This is a genomic window from Bradyrhizobium ottawaense (assembly GCF_900099825.1).
In the GTDB taxonomy this organism is placed as follows: domain Bacteria; phylum Pseudomonadota; class Alphaproteobacteria; order Rhizobiales; family Xanthobacteraceae; genus Bradyrhizobium; species Bradyrhizobium ottawaense_A.
In genome coordinates this window covers 90,047-112,122 of sequence record NZ_LT629693.1, presented here as the reverse complement: position 1 = coordinate 112,122, position 22,076 = coordinate 90,047, and the positions used below count along the sequence as shown (strand labels likewise).

Here is a 22,076-nt window from a genome sequence, read left to right as displayed (position 1 = left end):
TCCGACGGCGCCTTGTTCCGTCTCACTTCCGCACGATCGAGCCCGTTCGTCCGACCAGCCGCGCCAGTTGCTTGAAGCGGCTGCCGACGCGATCGGCGACGAGATCGACCATGCGATGTTCGAACACCAGCATCAGCTTGCGGCCGCGGGTGCGGAAATGCGTCGCCGGCAGCACGCCGGTGCGCGCCGCGGAGATCAGATGCGCGACGCGGAACGCGGCGCCGAGAACCCGGGCGCGTTCGACCATCGCCGGCGGCAGCAGTTCACGGATCTGCGCCGGCGGCTCGTTTTCCTCGCTCAGGCCGGCGTAACGATAGAACACCGATAGCGCGACGAAGGCGCGGCCCTGGTGGCTGATCGAGCCGAAATTGCCGTTGGTGATCAGGCTCAGCGTTTCCTCGCCGCGGTGGTCGGGATGCACCCGCCAGCCGACATCCGACAGCAGGCAGGCGGCATGGCGCAGGCGGCGGTCTTCCTCGGTCTCGCGCAGCTTCACCACCCGGACCAGCCGGTCGGTCCAGCCGACCAGTTCCTCGGCATGGCGCGCGGATCGCGACAACAATCCGTTCAGGGTCTGCGCGGCGCAGATGAATCCGTCCTTGGCGCGCTCCTGCTGCGGCAGCATCTCGTAGAGCAGGCCCTCGCGCACGCCGAAGGTCGAGAACACGATCGTCTTCGGCTTGGCGACGCGGATGATGTATTCCAGCACCAGCGCCGCATAGGTCAAAAGCGGCCGTCTGGCGTCGGCGATGATTTCGATGTTGGCCAGCATGTTGGCCGCCGCGAGCCGGCGCAGGCGCCGCGCGAAATCCAGCGCTTCCGCGGCAGAAATCGAATAGCCGTGCATCACCCGCAGCGGATAGCCGCTCTGGAGGATGTGGATACGCGCCAGCGCGCGCCAGGTGCCGCCGACCGCATAGAAGGTGCGCCCGCGGCCGGCCTTGAGCTGGGCGACGTCGATGAGCTCGGTCCTGACGATGCGCTCGGCGCGTTTCAGCGATTTGTCGGCGAGATCCTGCAGTGCGAGGCTTCCGAGCGGCAAGGTCACGCCGCCGCGGACGCGGTTGCCGCGCACGTCGATCAGTTCGAGCGAGCCGCCGCCGAGGTCGCCGACGATGCCGTCGGGATTGTGAATGCCGGAGATGACGCCGAGCGCGGACAGTTTGGCTTCGCGCGGGCCGGAGAGAATCTCGATCTTGGCGCCGCAGATCCGCTCGGCTTTGGCGATGAAGTCGGGACCGTTTTCGGCGTCGCGGCAGGCCGCGGTGGCGATCGCGTAGACGCGGCCGACCTGCTGTATCCTGCACAGCGCCCGAAATCGCCGCAACGCCGTCAGCGCCTTGGCGACGGCGTCGGCCGCCAGCAGACCGGTGCTCTGGACCTCGCGACCGAGCCCGCACAACGCCTTCTCGTTGAAGATCGTGACGAGGCTGCGCGCCATCTGCTCATAGACGACGAGACGAACCGAGTTCGAACCGATGTCGATGACGGCGACGCTGCGCTTGCGCGGCCGCTTCACAGCCGCGCCCCGCTATGTCGATTGCTGACGCTCGTTCCGACGGGTGAGGCGGCGCGGCGAAGATTCCTTGAGAGACTTTCCACGGCCTGACAGACTCGGATTCGTCATGAAGTAGTTGTGCAGATTGAACGGCTCTTCGCCCTTCGCGGCCTTCATACGCGTTGAAGACCCGTCGGGCAACAATTGCCAGCTCTGCTCGGTATCCTTCAGGTTCGCGACCATGATCTGTTCGAGAACCTGCTGATGCACCGTGGGATTTTGCAGCGGGCAGAGGATTTCGACACGGCGGTCGAGGTTCCGCGGCATCATGTCGGCGGACGAGATATACACAGCCGCTTTGGTGCTCGGCAGGCCCTGACCCATGCCAAAGCAGTAGATTCGGCCGTGTTCCAGGAAGCGGCCGATGATCGATTTGACCCTGATGTTGTCTGACAGTCCGGCAATGCCGGGACGCAGACAGCAGATGCCGCGCACCACCAGTTCGATCGACACGCCGGCCTGCGAGGCCTCGTACAGCGCGTCGATGACGTCAGGATCGACCAGCGAGTTCATCTTCATCCAGATTACGCCGGGCCTGCCGTGCTTGACGTGATTGGTCTCGCCCTTGATGTGCTCGATGATGCGCTTGCGCAGCGTCAGCGGCGACACCGCCATTTTCTCGATGTCGCTCGGCTCGGCATAGCCGGTGATGTAGTTGAAGACCCGCGCGGCATCGCGGCCGATCGTCGGATCCGAGGTGAAATAGGACAGATCGGTATAGATGCGCGCCGTCACCGGGTGATAGTTGCCGGTGCCGGTGTGGACATAGGTGGCGAGATTGCCGCCCTCGCGGCGCACCACCATCGACAGCTTGGCGTGGGTCTTCAGTTCGATGAAGCCGTACACCACCTGGACGCCGGCGCGTTCGAGGTCGCGCGCCCAGCGGATATTGGCTTCCTCGTCGAAGCGGGCCTTGAGTTCGATCAGCGCGGTCACCGACTTGCCGGCCTCGGCGGCTTCCGCCAGCGCGCGCACGATCGGCGAGTTGTTCGATGTGCGGTACAGCGTCTGCTTGATGGCGACGACATCCGGGTCGCGCGCCGCTTGCTGCAGGAACTGGACGACGACGTCGAAGGATTCGTAGGGGTGATGGACGATCAGGTCCTTCTGCCGGATCGCGGCGAAAATGTCGCCGCCGTGATCCCGGACGCGTTCGGGATGGCGCGGCACGTAGGGCACGAATTCGAGATCGGGGCGGTCGATGCGGGTCAGTTGCGACAGCTCGTTCATCGCCAGCACGCCGTCGACCAGGAAGATCTCGTCGTCGGCAGTGGACAGCGCGCGCTGCACGAAGGCGCGCAGTTCTTCCGGCATCTTGGCTTCGATCTCGAGCCGGATCACCGATCCGCGGCGGCGCCGCTTCAGCGCGGTCTCGAACAACCGGACCAGATCTTCGGCCTCTTCCTCGATTTCCAGTTCGGAATCGCGGATCACCCGGAACGCGCCCTGACCCTTGACGGTGTAGCCGGGGAACAGGCGGCCGATGAACAGGCCGGTGGCCTGTTCCAGCGTGATCAGCCGCACCGCGCCGTCCTTGCCCGCGGGCATGCGGATGAAGCGGTCGATCTTGCCGGGCATGCGGATCAGCGCGTTCATCGGCTTGCCATCGGAGACCCGCGCCAGATGCAGCGCGATGGTGAAACCGAGGCTCGGGATGAACGGGAACGGGTGCGCCGGATCGATCGCCAGCGGCGTCAGCAACGGGAAGATGTTGCGGAGGAAGTGATCCTCGATCCAGCTCCGTTCCGGCTTGGTGACGTCATGGCCATCGACCAGCACGATGCCATGCTCGGACAGAGTGGGGCGCAGATTGCTCCAGATCGCCTGCTGGTCGCTGGCGAGTTCGGAAACCGTCTTGTTGATGGCGACGAGCTGTTCGGACGGCGTCAGGCCGTCGGGGCTGCGTTCGGCGATACCCTCGCGGACCTGCGCCTTGATACCGGCGACGCGGACCATGAAGAACTCATCAAGGTTATTGGCGGAAATCGACAGGAACCGGACCCGCTCCAGCACGGGATGGCCGGGATTGACGGCCTCTTCGAGCACCCGGCGGTTGAAATGCAGCCAGGACTGTTCGCGGTTGATGAATCGCTCGGGGCTGGTCGCGATCGCGGGAGGAGCTTCGGCGACAGCCTCTTTTTCTTTGATTTCAATAACTTGTGCCGATTCCATAAAGCTTCGATCCATCTCAGCCGGGGCGCAAAAAGGCCGTCAGCGCGGGTTCAGCGCGAACCATGTGATACGCCGATGACGTTTCAATGACATTGATGTTCCGCTGGCTCGCGCCGTCAAGCGGCACCTGCCGCCGGATCAGGCGTTGCGCAATAATTCGGCAGCCAGCGCCCGGGTCACCGGCCGGCCGAGCCGCAGCGCTTCGGTATCCAGGAGGTCGATGGCTTGGCGAACGGCGGCATAGGACCGCTCGATCCGGGTGGTCAGATAACTCACGACCGTCTCGTCGATGCTCATTTGGCGGTCGGCGCAGAATTTGACGATCAGGCCGCGAAACAGGAGATCGTCGGGCGGCAGCAGCGACACCACGGGAATGGCGCGCAGGCGCGAGCGCAGATCGCGCAGTTCGACCTCGAAGGCCACGGGCGGAACGCGCGCGGTGATCAGCACCGAGGCCTCGTCCTCGCGCGCGAGATTCAAGAGATGGAACATCGCGCGCTCGTCGAAATCCGCCGGCCTCAGGTCCTCCACCACAAGCGCGCCGGTGGCCAGCGCACCGGGGACGGCGGCGGCATTGAGCGCATGTGCCGAGGTCGAACGCGCGCCGGCTTGCTCGGCCCAGATCGCGGCGAGGTGGCTTTTGCCGGACCCCTCCGGTCCGACCAGCAGCATGACGCGGTTCGGCCAGTCCGGCCAGCTGTCGATCAGCGCCAGGCCGGCCGCATTGGCCGGCCCTTCCAGAAAATTGTCGCGGGTCAGGCTCTCTGCATGCGGCAGGGCAAAGGCCAACTGACGGGGTTGAACGCGAACTGCCACGCAAGTCTCCAGGAAGCCTACCATAGCGTTTTCGAGCGAGGTGGGCATCGGTTCGCGCCAAGAAAACGCGTCAAACCAAAACAGCCCTATTTCGCGTCAATCGTGCTCATGTGCCGTACCCACTCGACGAGATAGAGCGAGACCGAAACCAAAGTAAAGATCGTAACGAAACCCATCAGGATCCAGTCGTAAGGCGTCGGCTTGAAGTTGAAGCCGAGCGAAGCCAGCACCAGCGCTGCGAACGCCACCTGCGCCACCGTATTGAGCTTCGACACCATCGAGGGTTTCATCGCCACCGGCTTGTCGAACAGCCATGACACGATCACGGCTGACACGATCATGATGTCGCGCGACACCACCAGGATGACGATCCAGCGCGGCACCGCGCCCCAGATTCCGAGCGCGACATAGATCGAGACCAGCAGCGCCTTGTCGGCCAGCGGGTCGAGCAGGGCGCCAAGCTCGCTCGCCATGTTGAACCGCTTGGCGAGAAAGCCGTCGACGGCATCGCTGACCCCGGCGATGACAAAAATCGCGAACGCAATCTCCATCTGGCTGGAGACGATCGCCCAGACGATGATCGGCACCAGGATGATGCGTCCCAGCGTGATGATATTCGGAATACTCAACTCGGTCGCTTCCCGGCTCCCCGACTGACCGGTCCGGCCCCTGGCGGGGCCGTCCGGCTGTTATCTACATAGTATATGCGGGCAGGGCTTGCGAGCCATTGCAGGAACGCGGAATTCCTCGTAACCAGCCGTTCATCCTGGTGGAATTTGGGCATGAACGACCGCAAAAACGGCCTCACTTACGCGGATTCGGGCGTCGATATCGACGCGGGCAACCGCCTGGTCGATCTGATCAAGCCGATGGTGCGCGCCACCGCGCGCGCCGGAGCCGACGCCGAAATCGGCGGCTTCGGCGGCCTGTTCGACCTCAAGGCCGCGGGTTTCAAGGATCCGATCCTGGTGGCCGCCACCGACGGCGTCGGTACCAAGGTCAAGATCGCCATCGAGACCGGGCTGCATGGCGGCATCGGCGTCGACCTGGTGGCGATGTCGGTCAACGACCTCGTGGTGCAGGGCGCCGAGCCGCTGTTCTTCCTCGACTATTTTGCCTGCGGCAAGCTCGACCCGGAAGCGACGGCGTCGATCGTGGCCGGCATCGCCGAAGGCTGCCGCGAATCGGGCTGCGCCCTGATCGGCGGCGAGACCGCGGAAATGCCGGGGCTGTACAAGGACGGCGATTACGATCTCGGCGGCTTTGCGGTCGGCGCCGCCGAACGCGGCACGCTGTTGCCGACGGCGGATATCGCCGCAGGCGACGCCGTGATCGGCCTGGCCTCGTCGGGCGTTCACTCCAACGGCTTCTCGCTGGTACGCAAGATCGTCGAGCAGTCCGGTCTCGGCTTCGATGCGCCGGCGCCGTTCTCGCCGGTCATGACGCTGGGCGGCGCGCTGCTGGCGCCGACGCGGCTCTATGTGAAATCATGCCTGCGCGCGATCCGCGAGACAGGCGCGGTCAAGGGCCTCGCCCACATCACCGGCGGCGGCTTCACCGACAACATTCCGCGCGTGCTGCCGAAACACCTCGGCGTCGGCATCGATCTGGCGCGGCTGCCGGTCTTGCCGGTGTTCAAATGGCTGGCGGCGCAGGGCGGCATCGCCGAACTCGAATTGCTGCGCACCTTCAACTGCGGCATCGGCATGATCGCCATCGTCAGGCCGGACGCGATCGACGCGGTCACCGAGATTTTTACCCAAGCCGGCGAGACTGTGGCCCTGCTCGGCGAAGTGATCCCGGCCGAGGGCGAGCATCGCGTGGTCTATAACGGTCACCTCGACCTTTCGCAGTGACATCATGAAGCGCCGCGTCGCCATCCTGATTTCCGGCCGCGGCTCGAACATGGTCGCGTTGATCGACGCGGCCAAAGCCGCGGATTTTCCGGCCGAGATCGTCACCGTGATTTCCAATCGGGCCGACGCGCCCGGGCTGGAGAAGGCCGCAGCGAGCGGCATCCCGACGGTCGTGATCGCGAGCAAGCCGTTCGGCAGGGATCGCGCCGGCTTTGAGGCCGTGCTGCAGGCCAGGCTCGATGAGCACAAGGTCGAGCTGATTTGTCTTGGCGGATTCATGCGGCTGTTCACCGCCGAATTCGTCCAGCGCTGGTCCGGGAAAATGCTCAACATTCACCCGTCGCTGCTGCCGTCCTTTCCGGGGCTCGATCCCCATGGCCAGGCGCTCAAGGCCGGCGTCAAGATCTCGGGCGCGACCGTGCATTTCGTGATCCCCGAGACCGATGCCGGACCGATCGTGATGCAGGGCGCGGTGGGAGTTGCCGACGGCGACACCGCGGAGACGCTGGCGCAGCGTATTCTCGGCGTCGAGCATCGCATCTATCCGGAGGCGCTGCGGCTGCTCGCCGAGGGCAAGGTTCGCCTCGAAGGCGACATCTGCAAGGTATCTGACAGCACCGCGTCGGGCGCGCTGATCTCGCCGGCCATAAAATAGCTCTCGGCACGGGCTGTGGCCCGCGAAGCACAATGCGCCTTATTCAGCCGGTGGCCCGGCTCCCAACCGATTGACGCTGCAGGCCAAACGAGGGCAAATCGGTGGGCCTGCCGAGCGGTTTTTTGCGCATTTTCGAGCGGGCGTCTTTTTCGGGAATAAGACCACATGCGCTGCCCATGGCGGCCTTTGCGAGCAGGCACGACCCGCAACGGCCGCTGGCTGGTGCGGGCGGTTTTCCTTTGCCTCGTCGGTCCGCTGCTTGGGTTCGTCGCTGCGTTTCCGGCCCATGCGCAATTCGCGGTGGTGGCTCCCCCGCCGGTCGTGCCTCCTGCGCCCACTCCGACGCCGCTGATGATCGATTCGACGATGTCGGCGGGCGCGACGGTCACCAACCTCGGCAGCAATTTCCTGGAGCGGCTCGGCACCACCAACGGCTTCAGCCGCATGCTGCGGACCAACCCGGGCGGCGGCGGCGCCTCGGAAGCTGCGGAAGCGCCGCGCTACCGGACCTGGTTCGAAGGCTACGGGATTACAGCCACCAACGGTCCGCTCGGCCTGTTTGCGGGCGACAACCGCAAGACCTGGGGCGGCGTGGCCGGGATCGGTGCGCGGGTCGCGCCCGGCATCAATGTCGGCTTCTCCGTCGACCAGAGCCGCACCTCGATCGACGTGCCGCTGGCGTTGCAGTCGGCGACGATCGACCTGACCCAGCTCGGCTTCAACGCCTCTGTCGACAGCGGGCCGTGGACCTGGGCCAGCGCGGTCGTGCATGGCTTCGGCAACATCAATTCACGCCGCGACACCGGTTTCGGCCTTGCGACCGCGGGTTACAACGCGCGACTCGACGGCGTGCTGAGCGAGATCAGCTATTACTGGTCGAAGGACCAGTTCCGCATCGTGCCGAAAGCCGCGTTCGAATACGTCCAGGCCCGGACCGGATCGCTGCAGGAGTTCGGCGGCCTCGATCCGGTGATGGCGACGGCCGCGACCGTGCAGCGCGCACGCGTGCTGATCGGCGCCGAAGTCGGGCACTACTGGATCCTGGATCAGAAGATTTTCGACGTCTCGGCCTACGGCAAGTTCGTCGACAATCTGGTGCAGAATTTCTCCGACGTCACCGTCAGCCTCGGCACCCAGAGCGTCACGTTCCAGGGCATCGGCGAAAGCCGCTACGGCGCCGATGCCGGCGCCTCGGCGTCGCTGAGCCTGACCAACACCGCCCGTGTCTACGTCAATTACGACGCCAAATTCCGCGCCGCGATGCAGTCGCACCAGGGCACGGTCGGGCTCGAGTTGAAGTGGTGATGAAGATCTAGCTCACCGCTCGTGTCCCGGACGCAGTGCAGCGTGCCACAAGCGCGTTCACGCGCGTCTTCGACGCGCTATGGCTCCGCAGAGCCGGGACCTACTGGACCCCGGACCAGCAGCGCACCGCTGCGCGCTGCGCAGCATCCGGGGAACGCAGCCTAGCACTACTTTGGCAGATTTTGGCGATTGATCGGCGAAACTGGATTCCCGAATCACATTTTCAATGATTCATGGGTGGTCGGCTTTTGGAGGGCCGACCATGGTGGACACGACGCCGAAGTGGGAAGACGAGCTTGGACGCTGGCTTAAGCCATTCCTGGATCGCTTGGGTCACAAGGCGCGGCGGCGGATGTGTCCGCTTTATATCTCGGGATTGATTGGACCGGGCGATCGCAAGAGCGTCCAGCCGATGGCGGCGCGGCTGGCACCGGGTGAGTATGACCAGTTGCACCATTTCATCGCTGATGGCGTCTGGGATGCGGCGCCATTGGAGGCGGAATTGCTCGTTCAGGCCGATCGCCTGGTCGGCGGCAAAGATGCGGTGCTGGTCATCGACGATACGACGATGCCGAAGAAGGGCGATCGTTCGGTTGGTGTCGCTCCACAATATGCCTCGTCTCTCGGCAAGACGGCTAATTGCCAAACATTGGTGTCGCTGACGCTTGCGCGGGAGGAAGTGCCGGTCATGGTGGCATTACGTCTCTTCGTTCCGGAGATTTGGACGAGCAATCCGGTGCGTTTGAAGCGTGCGGGCGTTCCAGTCGAGCACCGCGCAGCGCGGACCAAGCCAGAGATCGCCTTGGCGGAGATCGATCGCGTGATGGCAGCCGGTATGCGCTTTGGCTGCGTGCTGGCGGATGCCGGTTACGGCCTCAGCGCGCCGTTCCGTCAGGGGCTAACGACACGCGGCCTGGCCTGGGCCGTCGGTATCCCTCGTCACCAGAAGGTTTATCCGGTGGAGGTTAAATTGATCTGGCCGGTTGCCAGTCGAGGTCGTCCCCGCAAGCGGCACATTCCCGATATCCTGTCGAGGGCAGCCGAAGACATGCTGGCCAATGCTAAGTGGCAAAATGTGAGTTGGCGAAACGGGACCAAGGGCCGGCTGGAAGCTCGCTTCGCCGCGATTCGCGTGCGGACCGCTGATGGACCTCCGCAGCGGATCAAGGACATGGGCCAGCAGCATCTTCCGGGGGACGAAGCCTGGCTTATCGGCGAACACAGGACGTCGGGGGAGAAGAAATATTATCTCGCCAATATGCCGGCCGAGATGAATCTGCGCACGTTAGCTGCCACGATCAAAGCTCGATGGATTTGCGAACAGGCCCATCAGCAGTTGAAAGAGGAACTCGGGCTTGATCACTTCGAGGGACGATCCTGGCAGGGCCTTCATCGTCATGCGCTCATGACCATGATCGCTTACGCATTCCTCCAGCATCGCCGTCTCGCACAAGCGGGGCGGAAAAAAAAGAATCAACGGTCCACCGCCTCAGCCGAGCCTGCCGGCCGTACGCCAAGCCATCGTCGATCTCATCGTTCAACCACGACCTCAGCGATGCCCGCACTGCAGAAGACAAATCGGCGGAAAGCAGCGGCGTGAATAAATCTGCCAAAGTAGTGCTAGTCCCGATCGACCTTGACGACGCGGCCTTTTTCCATCGCCAGCGCCAGGCGGCCGTGTTTCAGCGCGATCGCGGCTTCGCCGAACAATTCGCGGCGCCAGCCGTGCAGGGCGGCGACGTCGGCATTGTCGTCGGCGGCGATCTGGTCGAGGTCGTCGACGGTGGCGATCACCTTGCTGGCGACGGCGTGACGTTCCGACGTCATCCGCAGCAGCACCTTCAGCAGTTCGACGGTCGCGGCACCGTTCGAATTGCCGCGCGGCTTTTCGATCTTCGGCAGCGACGCCGGATCGCGGGCGAGCCCGCGCTGCACGGCGGCGACGATATCGTTGCCCCATTTGGAGCGGTCAAAACCCTTCGGCAGCGATCGCAGGCTGGCGAGGCGTTCCAGGCTGGTCGGCGCATGGGTGGCGATGTCGCCGACCGCGTCGTCCTTCAGCACCCGGCTGCGCGGCACGTCGCGGCTTTGCGCTTCCTGTTCACGCCAGGCCGCGACTTCCATCAGGACCGCGAGCTCTTTCGGCTTGCGCACGCGTGTCTTGAGCCGTTCCCAGGCGCGTTCGGGATGGAAATCATAGGTTTTCGGCGAGGTGAGGACTTCCATCTCCTCGCTGACCCAGTCGCTGCGGCCGCGCTTCTTGAGGTCGGCGTCAAGGGCAGCGAACACGTCGCGCAGATGGGTGACGTCGGAGATCGCGTAATGCATCTGCTCGTCGGTCAGTGGACGGCGCGACCAGTCGGTAAAGCGATGGGTCTTGTCCGGCCGGTGGCCGGCGATGCGCTCGACCAGCTGGTCGTAGGCGATGCTGTCGCCGTAACCCAGCACCATGGCGGCGACCTGGGTGTCGAAGATCGGATGCGGAATGGTACCGGACTGGTGCCAGACGATTTCGATGTCCTGGCGGGCGGCGTGAAACACCTTCAGCACCGCCTCGTTGCCCATCAGCTCGAAGAACGGCTTGAGGTCGATGCCTTGGGCCAGCGTGTCGACCACGACGGCTTCGTCCGCGCTCGCCATCTGCACGACGCAGAGCAGGGGATAGTAGGTCGTCTCCCGCAGGAACTCGGTGTCGACGGTGATGACCTTGTGCTGGGCCAACCGGGTACAGGCGGCCGCGAGGTCGGCAGTGGTGGTAATCAGATCCATGAACAATCCAGTGCGCTCGGCTACAGGCGTTCTGCCGAAAGCGCTGATATGTCAAGGGTCTTGGGGAAATTTGAGGCCTGCATTTCAGGCTTTATTTCAGGCTTGGCGCGGCTTTTTGCCGGTCGCCGGCGTCCGGGCGCAGTCTTGCCCGTCCGCGATCCGGTCAACCTGCCGGAACCTATTCGTAGCGGATGTTGCGCGACGGGCGCCGCCCCGAAGGCAGTGCCAGCACGACGAGACACAGCGCGATCATCGCCAGTCCCATGAATTCAAAAGCAAACGCATCCACGGCAATTCTCCCCCAACAGATCGTTAGATTTGTCGGGAGGGTGTTGAGGGGTTGTTAAGCGATGTGGTTAAGGCGGGAACCGCTCGGGCAATGGTGGATGGGCGCTTAAGGATTGCGGTTAACGGGGGCAGCCATCGCGGCCGGGTGCACCGGTGAGGGTGTCGTCTCGCTGCAATCCCGGTCACTTGCCCCCGGCAGCTACGCCGCTTTCGTCGGGATAGGTTCGATTTTCGCGAGTTCCTTGCCGATTTGCCGCGTCGCGATCTGGACGTCGTAGTCGGTCTGAAGATTCAGCCAGAGTTGAGGCGAAGTGCCGAACACCTTCGACAGGCGCAACGCGGTATCCGCGGTCACGCCCGTTTCTTCATTCGACAATCGCTCGATGCGCGTCCGCGGAACGCCGCACGCTTTCGCCAAGGCACCGGGCGACAGCCCCAACGGCAACAAGAATTCTTCCCTGAGAACTTCGCCGGGATGCATGGGAGCTAGGCTTTTAGCCATTGACGGCTCTCCTGGGTTTGCGGGCCATGCCGCCGGTTAGTGATAGTCAGTCAGCTCGACGTCTTTTGGTCCGTCCGAAGTCCAAACAAAGCAAATCCGAAACTGGTCGTTGACGCGGATTGAATATTGGCCCGCTCGATCGCCCTTGAGAGCCTCGAGCCGGTTACCGGGTGGCACGCGCAAATCCGTAAGCAGATGGGCTGCGTGCAGGAAACGCAGCTTGCGGCGAGCAATCTTGACCAGATCGGCGGGAAAACCCTTGCGGAAGACTCCATTGAAGACGTCTTCCGTAAGCGAGGTCTTGAAGCTCCCGATTATGATCAAATGTATCAAGACGTGATACATTTGTCAATCGGGCTGTATCATGTACTGATACGGGTAGGCTGCAGCGAGTAGCCCGCATGAGCGTAGCGATATGCGGGATTGGCGCACCCCCCGGATGTCGCTGCGCTCATCCGGGCTACAGGTGAAGGGCGCGCATGCACTGCTTCGGGTGCACTTGCAACAGTCAATGACTGCGACAAATCAACCCGACGGGCAAATCACCAAAAGTATGTCCAGCCCCTCGTGCAAAAATATTTCCGTTGCAGCGTCGGGCAAATCAGAAGTCTAACTCCGCCTGTCTCCCGCGACGAGAGGGGCGCTCGCGATCGTCACGACGTGCGGTGGGATGCGGTGGACGCAGGGTCGCGACTGACGAGCGCGGCACTTGCGTACGGTGAAATCGTTTGGGTCCGACGCCCCGGTGCTGGCGTCAAGTCGGCGGAAGCGAAAGCCCACGTCGATGATGGTGGCAAGAAAGCCGGTCACCAGGACGAAATCGTATAAGCCGTAAAGCCATTGCGCAGGGAAGGCCGGGTGTTCCCGCTGAACCTGTATGCTCATGTGCAGCATTTTTACTACGCATCGCACATGAGACCGCGGGTGCAGCGCGCGCCCGGTCTTCCCTGCGCCCTCTGTTTTCAGAGGGCAAGGTCTTCTTGCAAAACTTCGGGCGCATCGCGCCGCGAGAAGGTGACGCTGTGTCTATCCTCCGTCATTCCGGGGCGATGCAAAGCATCGAACCCGGAATCTCGAGATTCCGGGTCTGGTCCTGCGGACCATCCCGGAATGACAGCGGTGGTCGTTCACGTCCCGCAGAACGTCTGCAGCACGCGCTGTTCCGGCTGCGGCGGATCGGCATATTCGGCGAAATCAGGCTGGTCCTCATAGGGCTTTGCCAGCACCGCGATCAGCTGCTCGAACGGCGCGTAATCGTCGTTGTTCATGGCGGCCTGGATCACGGCTTCGACGCGGTGGTTGCGCGGAATGAAGGTCGGGTTGACCGAGCGCATCAAGGCCTGCCGCGCAGCAGCCGATTGCGGCTCGTCGGCGATGCGCACGCGCCAACGCGCGGCCCATTCGTTGAAGGCGGCGGGATCGGCAAACAGGCGCCGCACGCTGTCGTTGGTGGAATCCAGCGCGGCATCGCCGAGGCCGCGGAACGTCAGCGTAAAATCGGCCTCGTTCTTCGCCATCGCGTCGAGCAGGTCCTGCACCAAAGCCTCGTCGCCGTCGCGCGCCGTGAACAGCCCAATCTTCTGGCGCAGCCCAGCCTGATACGCGGTCGTGAATTTTTCCGGGAATTCGCTGAGGATCATTTGCGCCTGTTCGATCGCCTGATCCTTGTCGTCGGTGAACAGCGGCAGCAGGCATTCGGCCAGCCGCGTCAGGTTCCAGAGCGCGATCCGCGGCTGGTTGGCATAGGCATAGCGGCCCTGTTCGTCGATCGAGGAGAACACGGTGGCGGGATTGTAATCGTCCATGAACGCGCAGGGGCCGTAGTCGATGGTCTCGCCCGAGATCGAGCAGTTGTCGGTGTTCATGACGCCGTGGATGAAGCCGACCAGCAGCCAGCGCGCCACCAGCTCGGCCTGCCGCGCAATGACGCCTTGGAGCAAAGCGTGATAGGGGCGCTCGGCGTTGGCGATGTCAGGATAGTGCCGCGCAATGACGTGGTCGGCGAGCTGCCGCACGCCATCGGTGTCGCCGCGGGCGGCAAAGAACTGGAAGGTGCCGACGCGGATATGGCTTGCCGCCACCCGGGTCAACACCGCGCCCGGCAGCATGGTCTCGCGCTGAACCCGCTCGCCGGTGATCACGGCGGCAAGCGAGCGCGTGGTCGGAATGCCCAAGGCAAACATCGCTTCGCTGACGATGTATTCCCGCAGCACCGGGCCGAGTGCGGCACGGCCGTCACCCCGGCGCGAGAACGGCGTCGGGCCGCTTCCCTTGAGCTGGATGTCGCGCCTGATGCCATCGGCGTCGATGACCTCGCCGAGCAGGATGGCGCGGCCGTCGCCGAGCTGAGGCACGAAATGGCCGAACTGGTGGCCGGCATAGGCCATTGCGATCGGGTCGGCGCCATCGGGCAGCCGCTTGCCGGCGAGGATTTCGGCGCCTTCCGGGCTCTCCAGCAGGTCCGGATCGAGGCCGAGCTGGAGCGCCAGCGGCCGATTCAGCTTGATCAGCCGCGGGGAGGCCACCGGGGTCGGCGCCACGCGGGCGAAAAAGTTCGAAGGCAGCGCCGAATAGGTGTTCTGGAACGGGAAATGGACAGTCATGACCCAAAGATAGGCGCCGCACCGGAATTGGCAAACGGTTCGGGGCTCCGATCCGCGAAATGGCGGTTTTTGAGCCCAAATCAGCCCCCGCCTTGGTTGCCGCCCCGCGCGGGCTCGGGTAAACCCTGCCGCACTTCGTGCGGGCTTTGGCCCCCGATTCCTGTCCTCCGACATCCGATTTTTGGGAATTCCATGCATCGCTACCGGTCACATACATGCGGCGCGCTCCGCGACAGCGACATCGGCCAAACCGTCCGGCTTTCCGGCTGGTGCCATCGTATCCGCGACCATGGCGGCGTGCTGTTCATCGACCTGCGCGACCATTACGGCCTGACCCAATGCGTTGCCGATCCGGATTCGCCGGCGTTCAAGGACGCCGAAAAGCTGCGCTCGGAATGGGTGGTGCGGATCGACGGCAAGGTCCGCCGCCGTCCCGAGGGTACGGACAATCCGGAACTGCCGACCGGTATGGTCGAGCTTTACATCAGCGAGATCGAGGTGCTGGGGCCTGCCGGCGAACTGCCGCTGCCGGTGTTCGGCGAGCAGGAATATCCTGAAGACATAAGGCTTAAGTTCCGTTTCCTCGACCTCCGTCGCGAGAAGCTGCACCAGAACATCATGACCCGCGGCGCGATCGTGGACTCCATGCGCAAGCGTATGAAGGAGCAGGGCTTCTTCGAGTTCCAGACCCCGATCCTGACGGCTTCCTCGCCGGAAGGCGCGCGCGACTTCCTGGTGCCGTCCAGAATTCATCCCGGCAAGTTTTACGCGCTGCCGCAGGCGCCGCAGCAGTACAAGCAGCTGCTGATGATGTCGGGCTTCGACCGCTACTTCCAGATCGCGCCGTGCTTCCGCGACGAGGACCCGCGTGCCGATCGCCTGCCGGGCGAATTCTACCAGCTCGACCTCGAAATGAGCTTTGTCGAGCAGAACGACGTGTTCGCGGCCGTCGAGCCCGTGATCACCGGCGTGTTTGAGGAATTTGCCAAGGGCAAGCCGGTCACCAAAGTCTGGCCGCGGATTCCGTTTGCGGAAGCCCTGAAGAAATACGGCAGCGACAAGCCCGATTTGCGCAATCCGCTGATCATGCAGGACGTCTCCGAACATTTCCGCGGCTCCGGCTTCAAGGTGTTTGCGCGGATGCTGGAAGATCCCAAGAACCAGGTCTGGGCGATCCCGGGACCGACCGGCGGGTCGCGCGCGTTCTGCGACCGGATGAATTCGTGGGCACAGGGCGAGGGCCAGCCCGGCCTCGGCTACATCATGTGGCGCGAGGGCGGCGAGGGCGCCGGTCCTCTGGCCAACAACATCGGCGCGGAACGGATCGCGGCGATCCGCACCCAGCTCGGCCTGAAAGAGGGCGACGCGGCGTTCTTCGTCGCCGGCGACCCCGACAAGTTCTGGAAATTCTCTGGCCTGGCCCGTACCCGGCTCGGCGAGGAATTGAACCTGATCGACAAGGACCGGTTCGAACTCGCCTGGATCGTCGACTTCCCGATGTACGAGTACAACGAGGAAGACAAGAAGGTCGACTTCTCACACAACCCGTTCTCGATGCCGCAAGGCGGCCTCGATGCGCTCAACGGGCAGGACCCGCTGACCATCAAGGCGTTCCAGTACGACATCACCTGCAACGGCTACGAGATCGCGTCCGGCGGTATCCGCAACCACCGGCCCGAGGCGATGGTGAAGGCGTTCGAGATCGCCGGTTACGGCGAAAAGGACGTCGTCGAGCGTTTCGGCGGCATGTATCGCGCATTCCAGTACGGTGCCCCGCCGCATGGCGGCATGGCGGCCGGCGTCGACCGCATCGTGATGCTGCTCTGCGGCACCACCAACCTGCGCGAAATCTCGCTATTCCCGATGAACCAGCGGGCCGAAGACCTGTTGATGGGCGCTCCGTCGGAAGTCGCGCCGAAGCAGTTGCGCGAACTTCACATCCGTCTCAATCTGCCGCAAAGCTAAAGCCGAGAAAGCCCGAACGAAGGCCGGCCACCGAAGGTAAATTCGGGGCCGGGAGCATGGTCCGGAAAAGTGGACACCGGTTTTCGGAAAGACCATGCTCCAAACAGAAGAATACCGACGAGCCTGATTCAACCTCATTGAATCAAGCTCTGAGGAATCCCGTGGGGGAAATGCATGTCGTCCTATTCTGATGATCTCCGCGACGCGGCGCTGGCGTATCACCGGCTGCCGCGGCCAGGCAAACTCGAGATCCAGGCGACCAAGCCGCTCGCCAACCAGCGCGACCTCGCGCTGGCCTATTCGCCCGGCGTGGCGGCGGCCTGCACCGAAATCGCCAATAACCCCGCGGAAGCGGCTTCCCTTACCGCCCGCGCCAATCTGGTCGCGGTGGTCTCCAATGGTACCGCGGTGCTCGGGCTCGGCAATATCGGCCCGCTGGCGTCGAAGCCTGTCATGGAGGGCAAGGCGGTCCTGTTCAAGAAGTTCGCCGGCATCGACGTGTTCGATATCGAAATCGCCGCCGATACCATCGAGCGCGTGGTCGAGACGGTGGCGGCGCTGGAGCCAACCTTCGGCGGCATCAACCTCGAGGACATCAAGGGACCGGAATGCTTCGAGATCGAGGCGCAGCTTAAAGCGCGCATGAAGATCCCGGTGTTCCACGACGACCAGCATGGCACCGCCATCATCGTCGGCGCCGCGATCACCAACGCGCTGCTGCTGAACGGCAAGAAACTCCCCGACGTCAAGATCGTCTGCTCCGGCGCGGGAGCTGCCGCGATCGCCTGCCTCAACCTGCTGGTCTCGCTGGGCGCACAGCGCAAGAACATCTGGGTCTGCGACATCGACGGCGTCGTCCATGAGGGCCGCAACACGCTGATGGACCGCTGGAAGGCGGTCTATGCGCAGAAGACCAGCGCGCGCGTGCTCGGCGACGTCATCGGCGGCGCCGATATTTTCTTAGGGGTGTCCGCGCCGAACGTGCTGAAGCCCGAAATGGTCAAGGCGATGGCCGACCATCCGCTGGTGCTGGCGTTGGCCAATCCGACCCCGGAGATCATGCCGGACGAGGCGCGCAAGGCCCGCCCCGACGCCATGATCTGCACCGGGCGGTCCGATTTCCCGAACCAGGTCAACAACGTCCTGTGCTTTCCGTTCATCTTCCGCGGCGCGCTCGATGTCGGCGCCACCGCGATCAACGAGGAAATGAAGCACGCGGCAGTCGACGCCATCGCGCAGCTCGCGCGCGATCCGCCGTCGGATGCGGTGGCGCGGGGCTTTGACAGCGGCGAGACCCAGGGCTTCGGCCCGGGCTCGCTGATCCCGAGCCCGTTCGATCCGCGGCTGATCCTGCGCATTGCGCCGGCGGTTGCCAAGGCCGCGATGGACTCCGGCGTGGCGACGCGGCCGATCAAGAATTTCGACGAATATTGCACGCTGCTGGAGCGCTTTGCGTTCCGTTCCGGTTTGGTCATGAAGCCGGTCTTCGCCAAGGCCAAGACCCAGCCGGTGCGGGTGATCTATGCCGAGGGCGAGGACGAGCGCGTGTTGCGCGCGACCCAGGTCGTGCTCGAGGAAAAGCTGGCGCGGCCGATCCTGGTCGGGCGTCCCTCGGTCGTCGAAGCCCGGCTCAAGCGGTTCGGTCTTTCGATCAAGGCCGGGCAGGATTTCGACCTCGTCAATCCCGAGGACGATCCGCGCTACCGCTCCTACGTGCAGACCTATATCGACGTTGCCGGCCGTCACGGCGTGACTCCCGATGCCGCGCGCACCGTGGTGCGCACCAACAATACCGTGATCGCAGCACTTGCAGTGGTGCGCGGCGAGGCCGACGCCATGATCTGCGGCGTCGAGGGCCGCTACATGAGCCATCTGCGCCATGTCCGCGAGATCGTCGGCTTCCTGCCCGGGATCAAGGATTTCGCGGCGCTGGCGATGATGATCACCAGCAAGGGCTCCTATTTCATCGCCGACACCCAGGTGCGGCCGAACCCGAGCGCGGAAGAGCTTGCCGAAGTGGCGGCGCTGGCCGCCATGCACGTCCAGCGTTTCAACATGAAGCCGCGCGTCGCCTTCGTGTCACATTCGGACTTCGGCAGTTATGACACCGAATCCTCCCGCAAGATGCGCCAGGCCACCGCGCTTCTGAAGGAACGGCATCCCGAGATCGAGGCCGACGGCGAAATGCAGGGCGATACCGCGCTGTCGAAGACCGCGCGAAAACTGGTGCTGCCGCATTCCAAGCTGGAAGGTGAGGCCAATATCCTTATCATGCCGAACCTCGATACCGCCAACGTTGCCTATCAGATGATCAAAGTGCTGGCGGATGCGCTGCCCGTCGGTCCCATCCTGATCGGGCCGGCGCGTCCGGCGCACATTTTGACCCCGTCGGTGACGGCGCGCGGCATTCTCAACATGACGGCGGTCGCCGCCGTCGAAGCCCAGGAGCGCGCCGGCCGCACCCAGCCGACCCTGTTCGGGTAGTTTCTAAAGCGTTTTCGAGCGAAGCACGCCCCCGGACTTGATCCGGGGATGGGTACCGGTTCGCGGGAAGAAAACGCGTCAAAGATAGAGCCCGCGCAGGAACCTGCGCGGACGGTTTCGATTTTGTTCGTTTGAAAAGCGGAAGCGAAACGCCCATAATCGTTTCGCTCCGCCTGCAATTTTGCTTTGCCAATTCAGTGAGGCCGACCCATGCCAGCGTTGTTCACTTTCGGGCGAGTTTTGTTCGCGGTGCTCTTCATCTACACCGGGGCGACCAAGCTGTTCGCCATTCCGGCAACGGCGGACTTCATCGCCTCCAAGGTGTCGATCCCCACGTTGCTGGCGCCCTATACGTCGCAACTGGAGACCCTGACCGGGATGCCGATGCCGCAACTGCTGGCGATCGGTGTCGGCGGCTTCGAGATCCTGGCGGGGTTGATGATCGCGCTGAATTTCCTGGCGCGCTTTTTCTCGATCCTGCTGATCTTCTTTGTGCTCGCCACCACTTTCTACTTCCACGATTTCTGGAACCAGTCGCCGCCCGACAACGCCAAGACCTTGATAGATGCCTTGAAGAATCTCTCGATCATCGGCGCGCTGTTCATGATCGCGGGCTACGGCCGCGGGCCGCGAAACTCGGAACCGGCTTACGACGTCTGAGCCAGGCCGCTAAAGCCAGCGTCAGGTGTTGCGCCGCCACGGCGTAACGCTGACGTCATCGGCCGCATCCAGCATCTGCGGTTCGCCGGCGCGCAGCCCGTGCGCGGCGAGGATTTGCTGCGGCGAGCGATCAGGAACACCGGGGAAGCAGGGCTCGCCGCCCGGCAAGCGCACGTGCGGCGCCAGCGACAGCCAGAACGTGTCGTAGCGGTCCATGAACATGCCGAACACGTAGGGGCCACCGATGATGGCGACGCTGCCGGCGTGCACGCCGGCCTGCGCGCAGGCAGCCTCAAAGGAAGCGCCGGCGGGGTTCCACAGCGTGGATTTCGGATTGGTTGGATCGGGGGCGATCGCATCGACGTTGCGGGTCAGGATGACCCGCTTGCGCTTCGGCGAATTCGGCTGGTCTTCGAACGAATTGCGCCCGTGCACGATCAGGTCGGCATGGTCGAGGGCGTCGGTGAAGAACTTCTTGTCGCCCTCGAACTTCAGTCCCTCCGGCATCACGCGATCGGCGTTCGCCAGCATGCCGTCGCCGGACACGATGACGTAACCTTCGATGCGCAGCGCCGGCACGACCTTGTCGCCGCCGACTATTCCGAAATCGTCTGCACGACGCTGGAAACCGGCCGCGAGCTCACGGTCGGCAGCTTGGCGTCCTTGATGACCTCTTCGTCGTATTTGGCGATGGTCTGCGCCGGGGCCTTGGCCTTCATCGCCACGACCTTGTAGCCGCCGGCCTTCAGCTTCTTCAGCAGATCTGGCAGGGCTTCGGCGGTGTGCTTGTGGAAGTCGTGCATCAGGATGATGCCCTTGCCGAGCTTGTCGAGCTTCTTCATCGTTACGTCGATGACGGCCTGGGCGTTGCGGGCCTTGAAGTCAAACGAGTCGAGATCGCAGGAAAACATCGCGATGTTGCGGTCGCCGAGATAGGTGACCATTTCCGGCGGGTGCTGCAGGGCCGGGAAGCGGAAGAACGGCGACGGCGAGACGCCGCCGAGCGCCCATTTCACCGCGCTGAATCCCTTCTCGATTTCTTCCTTGCGCTGGTCCTCGGTCAGTTTCTTGTTGGTCAGCGTCGCATGCGACCAGGTGTGGGTGCCGACCGTGTGACCGGCGGCGTAAACCTGCTTGATGATTTCCGGATAGTAGGTGGCGTGCTTGCCGATCGAGAAGAAGATGCCGGTCGTGCATTCGTCGGCCAGCGCCTTCAGCACGGCGGGCGTGTTCAGCGGCCACGGGCCGTCGTCGAAGGTCAGCACGACCTCCTTGTCGCGCAGGAAATCGAGTTGCTTGAAGTGCTCGAAGCCGAACCCGGGTCCGCCCGTGGTGTCGATCTCGACGGTCCGTCCGACGCCGAGTGCACCCGGCGTGTTGCACGCGGCTCTGGCGGGCTGCGGGGGTTGCGCCGTGGCGGGTGCCGCCGGTGCTGCGGCAGGAGCGGGGGCGGCCGCCTGCGGGGCCGCCGCCGGAGGAGAGGCCGCGCCCTTGGCCGGAGGCGTTTGTGACCACGCCGCGCCTGAAGCCAGCAGCGAAACTGTGCCTGCAAAGATCAACCCTGCCGCGATACGCATCTTGTTTTCCCTAAAATTCGAATCCCGCTCCCGGTACCGGCATTTTTGCCGTCGTCCCGGCCGCTTCCTGCCCCAGTGCATCGTACCCTAGTTGCAGCCGCCCCGCCAAGGCAACGGCTGTCGTCCGGGGCCGTCGATTTGTCGCTCAACCGGTTAATTCGGTGGACAGTTCGCTGCTTAAGGCGTGTCCCGAAGTCTAGCCGCTGCGTTCCGCGACGGTCTGGCTGAGGGCCCGGGCGATCGCCGTTTTCACGCGGGTATCCGCAGGCTCAATGGACTCCGGAAATACGTCGGCGATATAGCCGTCGCGGCCAATGAGGTATTTGTGGAAGTTCCAACGTGGAACATCCTTGGGGCGCGCCTCTGCCGCCCATTTGTAGAACGGATGCGCGTTCGGTCCCTTCACGACCGCCTTGGCTGCTATCGGGAAAGTTACCCCGTATTGGTGCTGCGCGGTCTCGGCGATCTCGGTCGCGCCGCCCGGCTCCTGGCCGCCGAAATCATTGGAGGGAACGCCGACCATCATTAAGCCGCGGTCGTGGAACTCGGTCCACAATTCCTGCAGGCCGCCATATTGCGGCGTGAAGCCACAAAGCGAGGCGGTGTTGACGATCAGGATCGGATGGCCGGCATAGTCGGCAAGCCGGATGTCGCCGCCGGCCAATCCCGGAAATGAAAATGCATACGCCGTGATCCGGCTCATGCCGGCTTGCGCGAACGCCTGACGGCCCGAGGCCGCGCCGGCAACGGCTGCGACCGCCGCCGTGATTATCGTCCTGCGGTCAATCATGGCGCGCCTCGCATGGAAGGCTGGTGCGGTTCGACAGAAGCCAACATAGCGCAAGGCGCGCCACCTCGCCGCTCAA

At 63.9% G+C, this 22,076-nt stretch carries 18 protein-coding genes; 7 read left to right on the top strand and 11 right to left on the bottom strand.

The features are described from left to right. Positions 1-22: 22 nt before the first annotated feature. From ppx to BLR13_RS00540, 4 genes are all read right to left on the bottom strand, one after another. The gene (gene ppx / locus BLR13_RS00555) at positions 23-1,519 is read right to left on the bottom strand and encodes an exopolyphosphatase (RefSeq protein ID WP_074828791.1); all 1,497 of its coding nucleotides are present in this window, start codon (positions 1,517-1,519) and stop codon (positions 23-25) included. Positions 1,520-1,531: 12 nt separating this feature from the next. Then, entirely contained in the window at positions 1,532-3,730 is a 2,199-nt protein-coding gene (locus BLR13_RS00550) for an RNA degradosome polyphosphate kinase (protein ID WP_074828794.1), read from the bottom strand. A 138-nt stretch (positions 3,731-3,868) separates the two neighbouring features. Next, positions 3,869-4,546, bottom strand: a complete 678-nt coding sequence (locus tag BLR13_RS00545; RefSeq protein WP_074832175.1) for a DnaA/Hda family protein — start codon at positions 4,544-4,546, stop codon at positions 3,869-3,871. Between the two features lie 86 nt (positions 4,547-4,632). Continuing rightward, the gene (locus BLR13_RS00540; protein WP_074828796.1) at positions 4,633-5,175 is read right to left on the bottom strand and encodes a CDP-alcohol phosphatidyltransferase family protein; all 543 of its coding nucleotides are present in this window, start codon (positions 5,173-5,175) and stop codon (positions 4,633-4,635) included. A 153-nt stretch (positions 5,176-5,328) separates the two neighbouring features. Between BLR13_RS00540 and purM the strand changes: the two genes are divergently transcribed. From purM to BLR13_RS00520, 4 genes are all read left to right on the top strand, one after another. Next, complete coding sequence (purM, locus tag BLR13_RS00535; RefSeq protein ID WP_074828799.1) at positions 5,329-6,402, top strand: phosphoribosylformylglycinamidine cyclo-ligase; 1,074 nt, start codon at positions 5,329-5,331, stop codon at positions 6,400-6,402. A gap of 4 nt (positions 6,403-6,406) precedes the next feature. Next, positions 6,407-7,057: a phosphoribosylglycinamide formyltransferase gene (gene purN, locus BLR13_RS00530; RefSeq protein WP_074828800.1), complete on the top strand. Its 651-nt coding sequence runs from the start codon at positions 6,407-6,409 to the stop codon at positions 7,055-7,057. Between the two features lie 165 nt (positions 7,058-7,222). Continuing rightward, positions 7,223-8,362 carry an autotransporter outer membrane beta-barrel domain-containing protein gene (locus tag BLR13_RS00525; RefSeq protein WP_074828803.1) on the top strand — a complete coding sequence of 380 codons (1,140 nt, stop codon included), beginning with the start codon at positions 7,223-7,225 and terminating at the stop codon, positions 8,360-8,362. 262 nt (positions 8,363-8,624) lie between these two features. Further along, positions 8,625-9,962 carry an IS701 family transposase gene (locus BLR13_RS00520; RefSeq protein WP_083387700.1) on the top strand — a complete coding sequence of 446 codons (1,338 nt, stop codon included), beginning with the start codon at positions 8,625-8,627 and terminating at the stop codon, positions 9,960-9,962. Between the two features lie 20 nt (positions 9,963-9,982). Here BLR13_RS00520 and rnd read toward each other — a convergent pair whose 3' ends face one another. The 4 genes from rnd to BLR13_RS00495 all read right to left on the bottom strand — a co-directional run bounded on the left by rnd (position 9,983) and on the right by BLR13_RS00495 (position 14,524). Beyond that, positions 9,983-11,131: a ribonuclease D gene (gene rnd / locus BLR13_RS00515; RefSeq protein WP_074828806.1), complete on the bottom strand. Its 1,149-nt coding sequence runs from the start codon at positions 11,129-11,131 to the stop codon at positions 9,983-9,985. 487 nt (positions 11,132-11,618) lie between these two features. After that, on the bottom strand, positions 11,619-11,921 hold the full coding sequence (locus BLR13_RS00510) for a HigA family addiction module antitoxin (RefSeq protein WP_074828808.1): 303 nt from the start codon (positions 11,919-11,921) through the stop codon (positions 11,619-11,621). Positions 11,922-11,957: 36 nt separating this feature from the next. Then, positions 11,958-12,239 carry a type II toxin-antitoxin system RelE/ParE family toxin gene (locus BLR13_RS00505; RefSeq protein WP_074832177.1) on the bottom strand — a complete coding sequence of 94 codons (282 nt, stop codon included), beginning with the start codon at positions 12,237-12,239 and terminating at the stop codon, positions 11,958-11,960. Positions 12,240-13,048: 809 nt separating this feature from the next. Next, positions 13,049-14,524: a protein adenylyltransferase SelO gene (locus BLR13_RS00495; RefSeq protein ID WP_074828813.1), complete on the bottom strand. Its 1,476-nt coding sequence runs from the start codon at positions 14,522-14,524 to the stop codon at positions 13,049-13,051. Positions 14,525-14,716: 192 nt separating this feature from the next. Here BLR13_RS00495 and aspS point away from each other — a divergent pair, with 192 nt between their 5' ends. From aspS to BLR13_RS00480, 3 genes are all read left to right on the top strand, one after another. Next, positions 14,717-16,489 (top strand): aspartate--tRNA ligase, encoded by a 1,773-nt coding sequence (aspS, locus tag BLR13_RS00490; RefSeq protein ID WP_074828817.1) that lies wholly within the window; start codon positions 14,717-14,719, stop codon positions 16,487-16,489. Positions 16,490-16,663: 174 nt separating this feature from the next. Next, positions 16,664-18,973, top strand: coding sequence for an NADP-dependent malic enzyme (locus BLR13_RS00485; RefSeq protein WP_074828821.1), 2,310 nt, complete (start codon positions 16,664-16,666; stop codon positions 18,971-18,973). Between the two features lie 210 nt (positions 18,974-19,183). After that, positions 19,184-19,633 (top strand): DoxX family protein, encoded by a 450-nt coding sequence (locus BLR13_RS00480; RefSeq protein ID WP_074828823.1) that lies wholly within the window; start codon positions 19,184-19,186, stop codon positions 19,631-19,633. Positions 19,634-19,654: 21 nt separating this feature from the next. On the opposite strand, the gene BLR13_RS00475 is transcribed toward BLR13_RS00480, so the two are convergent. From BLR13_RS00475 to BLR13_RS00465, 3 genes are all read right to left on the bottom strand, one after another. Next, positions 19,655-20,164 (bottom strand): dihydrofolate reductase, encoded by a 510-nt coding sequence (locus BLR13_RS00475; RefSeq protein ID WP_074832180.1) that lies wholly within the window; start codon positions 20,162-20,164, stop codon positions 19,655-19,657. Between the two features lie 65 nt (positions 20,165-20,229). Then, the gene (locus tag BLR13_RS00470; protein WP_074828825.1) at positions 20,230-21,210 is read right to left on the bottom strand and encodes a polysaccharide deacetylase family protein; all 981 of its coding nucleotides are present in this window, start codon (positions 21,208-21,210) and stop codon (positions 20,230-20,232) included. A 196-nt stretch (positions 21,211-21,406) separates the two neighbouring features. Next, a complete protein-coding gene (locus tag BLR13_RS00465; protein ID WP_074828826.1) occupies positions 21,407-22,000 on the bottom strand; it encodes a glutathione peroxidase in 594 nt (197 codons plus the stop codon). Between the last annotated feature and the right edge of the window lie 76 nt (positions 22,001-22,076).

Excerpts from the sequence above, each read along its gene's own strand:
- BLR13_RS00465 (WP_074828826.1), bottom strand. The coding sequence starts at position 22,000 with ATGATTGACCGCAGGACGATAATCACGGCGGCGGTCGCAGCCGTTGCC.
- BLR13_RS00525 (WP_074828803.1), top strand. The coding sequence starts at position 7,223 with ATGCGCTGCCCATGGCGGCCTTTGCGAGCAGGCACGACCCGCAACGGC.
- BLR13_RS00475 (WP_074832180.1), bottom strand. The coding sequence starts at position 20,164 with ATGCTGGCGAACGCCGATCGCGTGATGCCGGAGGGACTGAAGTTCGAG.
- BLR13_RS00485 (WP_074828821.1), top strand. The coding sequence starts at position 16,664 with ATGTCGTCCTATTCTGATGATCTCCGCGACGCGGCGCTGGCGTATCAC.
- BLR13_RS00510 (WP_074828808.1), bottom strand. The coding sequence starts at position 11,921 with ATGGCTAAAAGCCTAGCTCCCATGCATCCCGGCGAAGTTCTCAGGGAA.
- BLR13_RS00520 (WP_083387700.1), top strand. The coding sequence starts at position 8,625 with ATGGTGGACACGACGCCGAAGTGGGAAGACGAGCTTGGACGCTGGCTT.
- purN (WP_074828800.1), top strand. The coding sequence starts at position 6,407 with ATGAAGCGCCGCGTCGCCATCCTGATTTCCGGCCGCGGCTCGAACATG.
- BLR13_RS00470 (WP_074828825.1), bottom strand. The coding sequence starts at position 21,210 with ATGCGTATCGCGGCAGGGTTGATCTTTGCAGGCACAGTTTCGCTGCTG.
- purM (WP_074828799.1), top strand. The coding sequence starts at position 5,329 with ATGAACGACCGCAAAAACGGCCTCACTTACGCGGATTCGGGCGTCGAT.
- BLR13_RS00480 (WP_074828823.1), top strand. The coding sequence starts at position 19,184 with ATGCCAGCGTTGTTCACTTTCGGGCGAGTTTTGTTCGCGGTGCTCTTC.
- aspS (WP_074828817.1), top strand. The coding sequence starts at position 14,717 with ATGCATCGCTACCGGTCACATACATGCGGCGCGCTCCGCGACAGCGAC.
- BLR13_RS00550 (WP_074828794.1), bottom strand. The coding sequence starts at position 3,730 with ATGGAATCGGCACAAGTTATTGAAATCAAAGAAAAAGAGGCTGTCGCC.
- BLR13_RS00495 (WP_074828813.1), bottom strand. The coding sequence starts at position 14,524 with ATGACTGTCCATTTCCCGTTCCAGAACACCTATTCGGCGCTGCCTTCG.
- rnd (WP_074828806.1), bottom strand. The coding sequence starts at position 11,131 with ATGGATCTGATTACCACCACTGCCGACCTCGCGGCCGCCTGTACCCGG.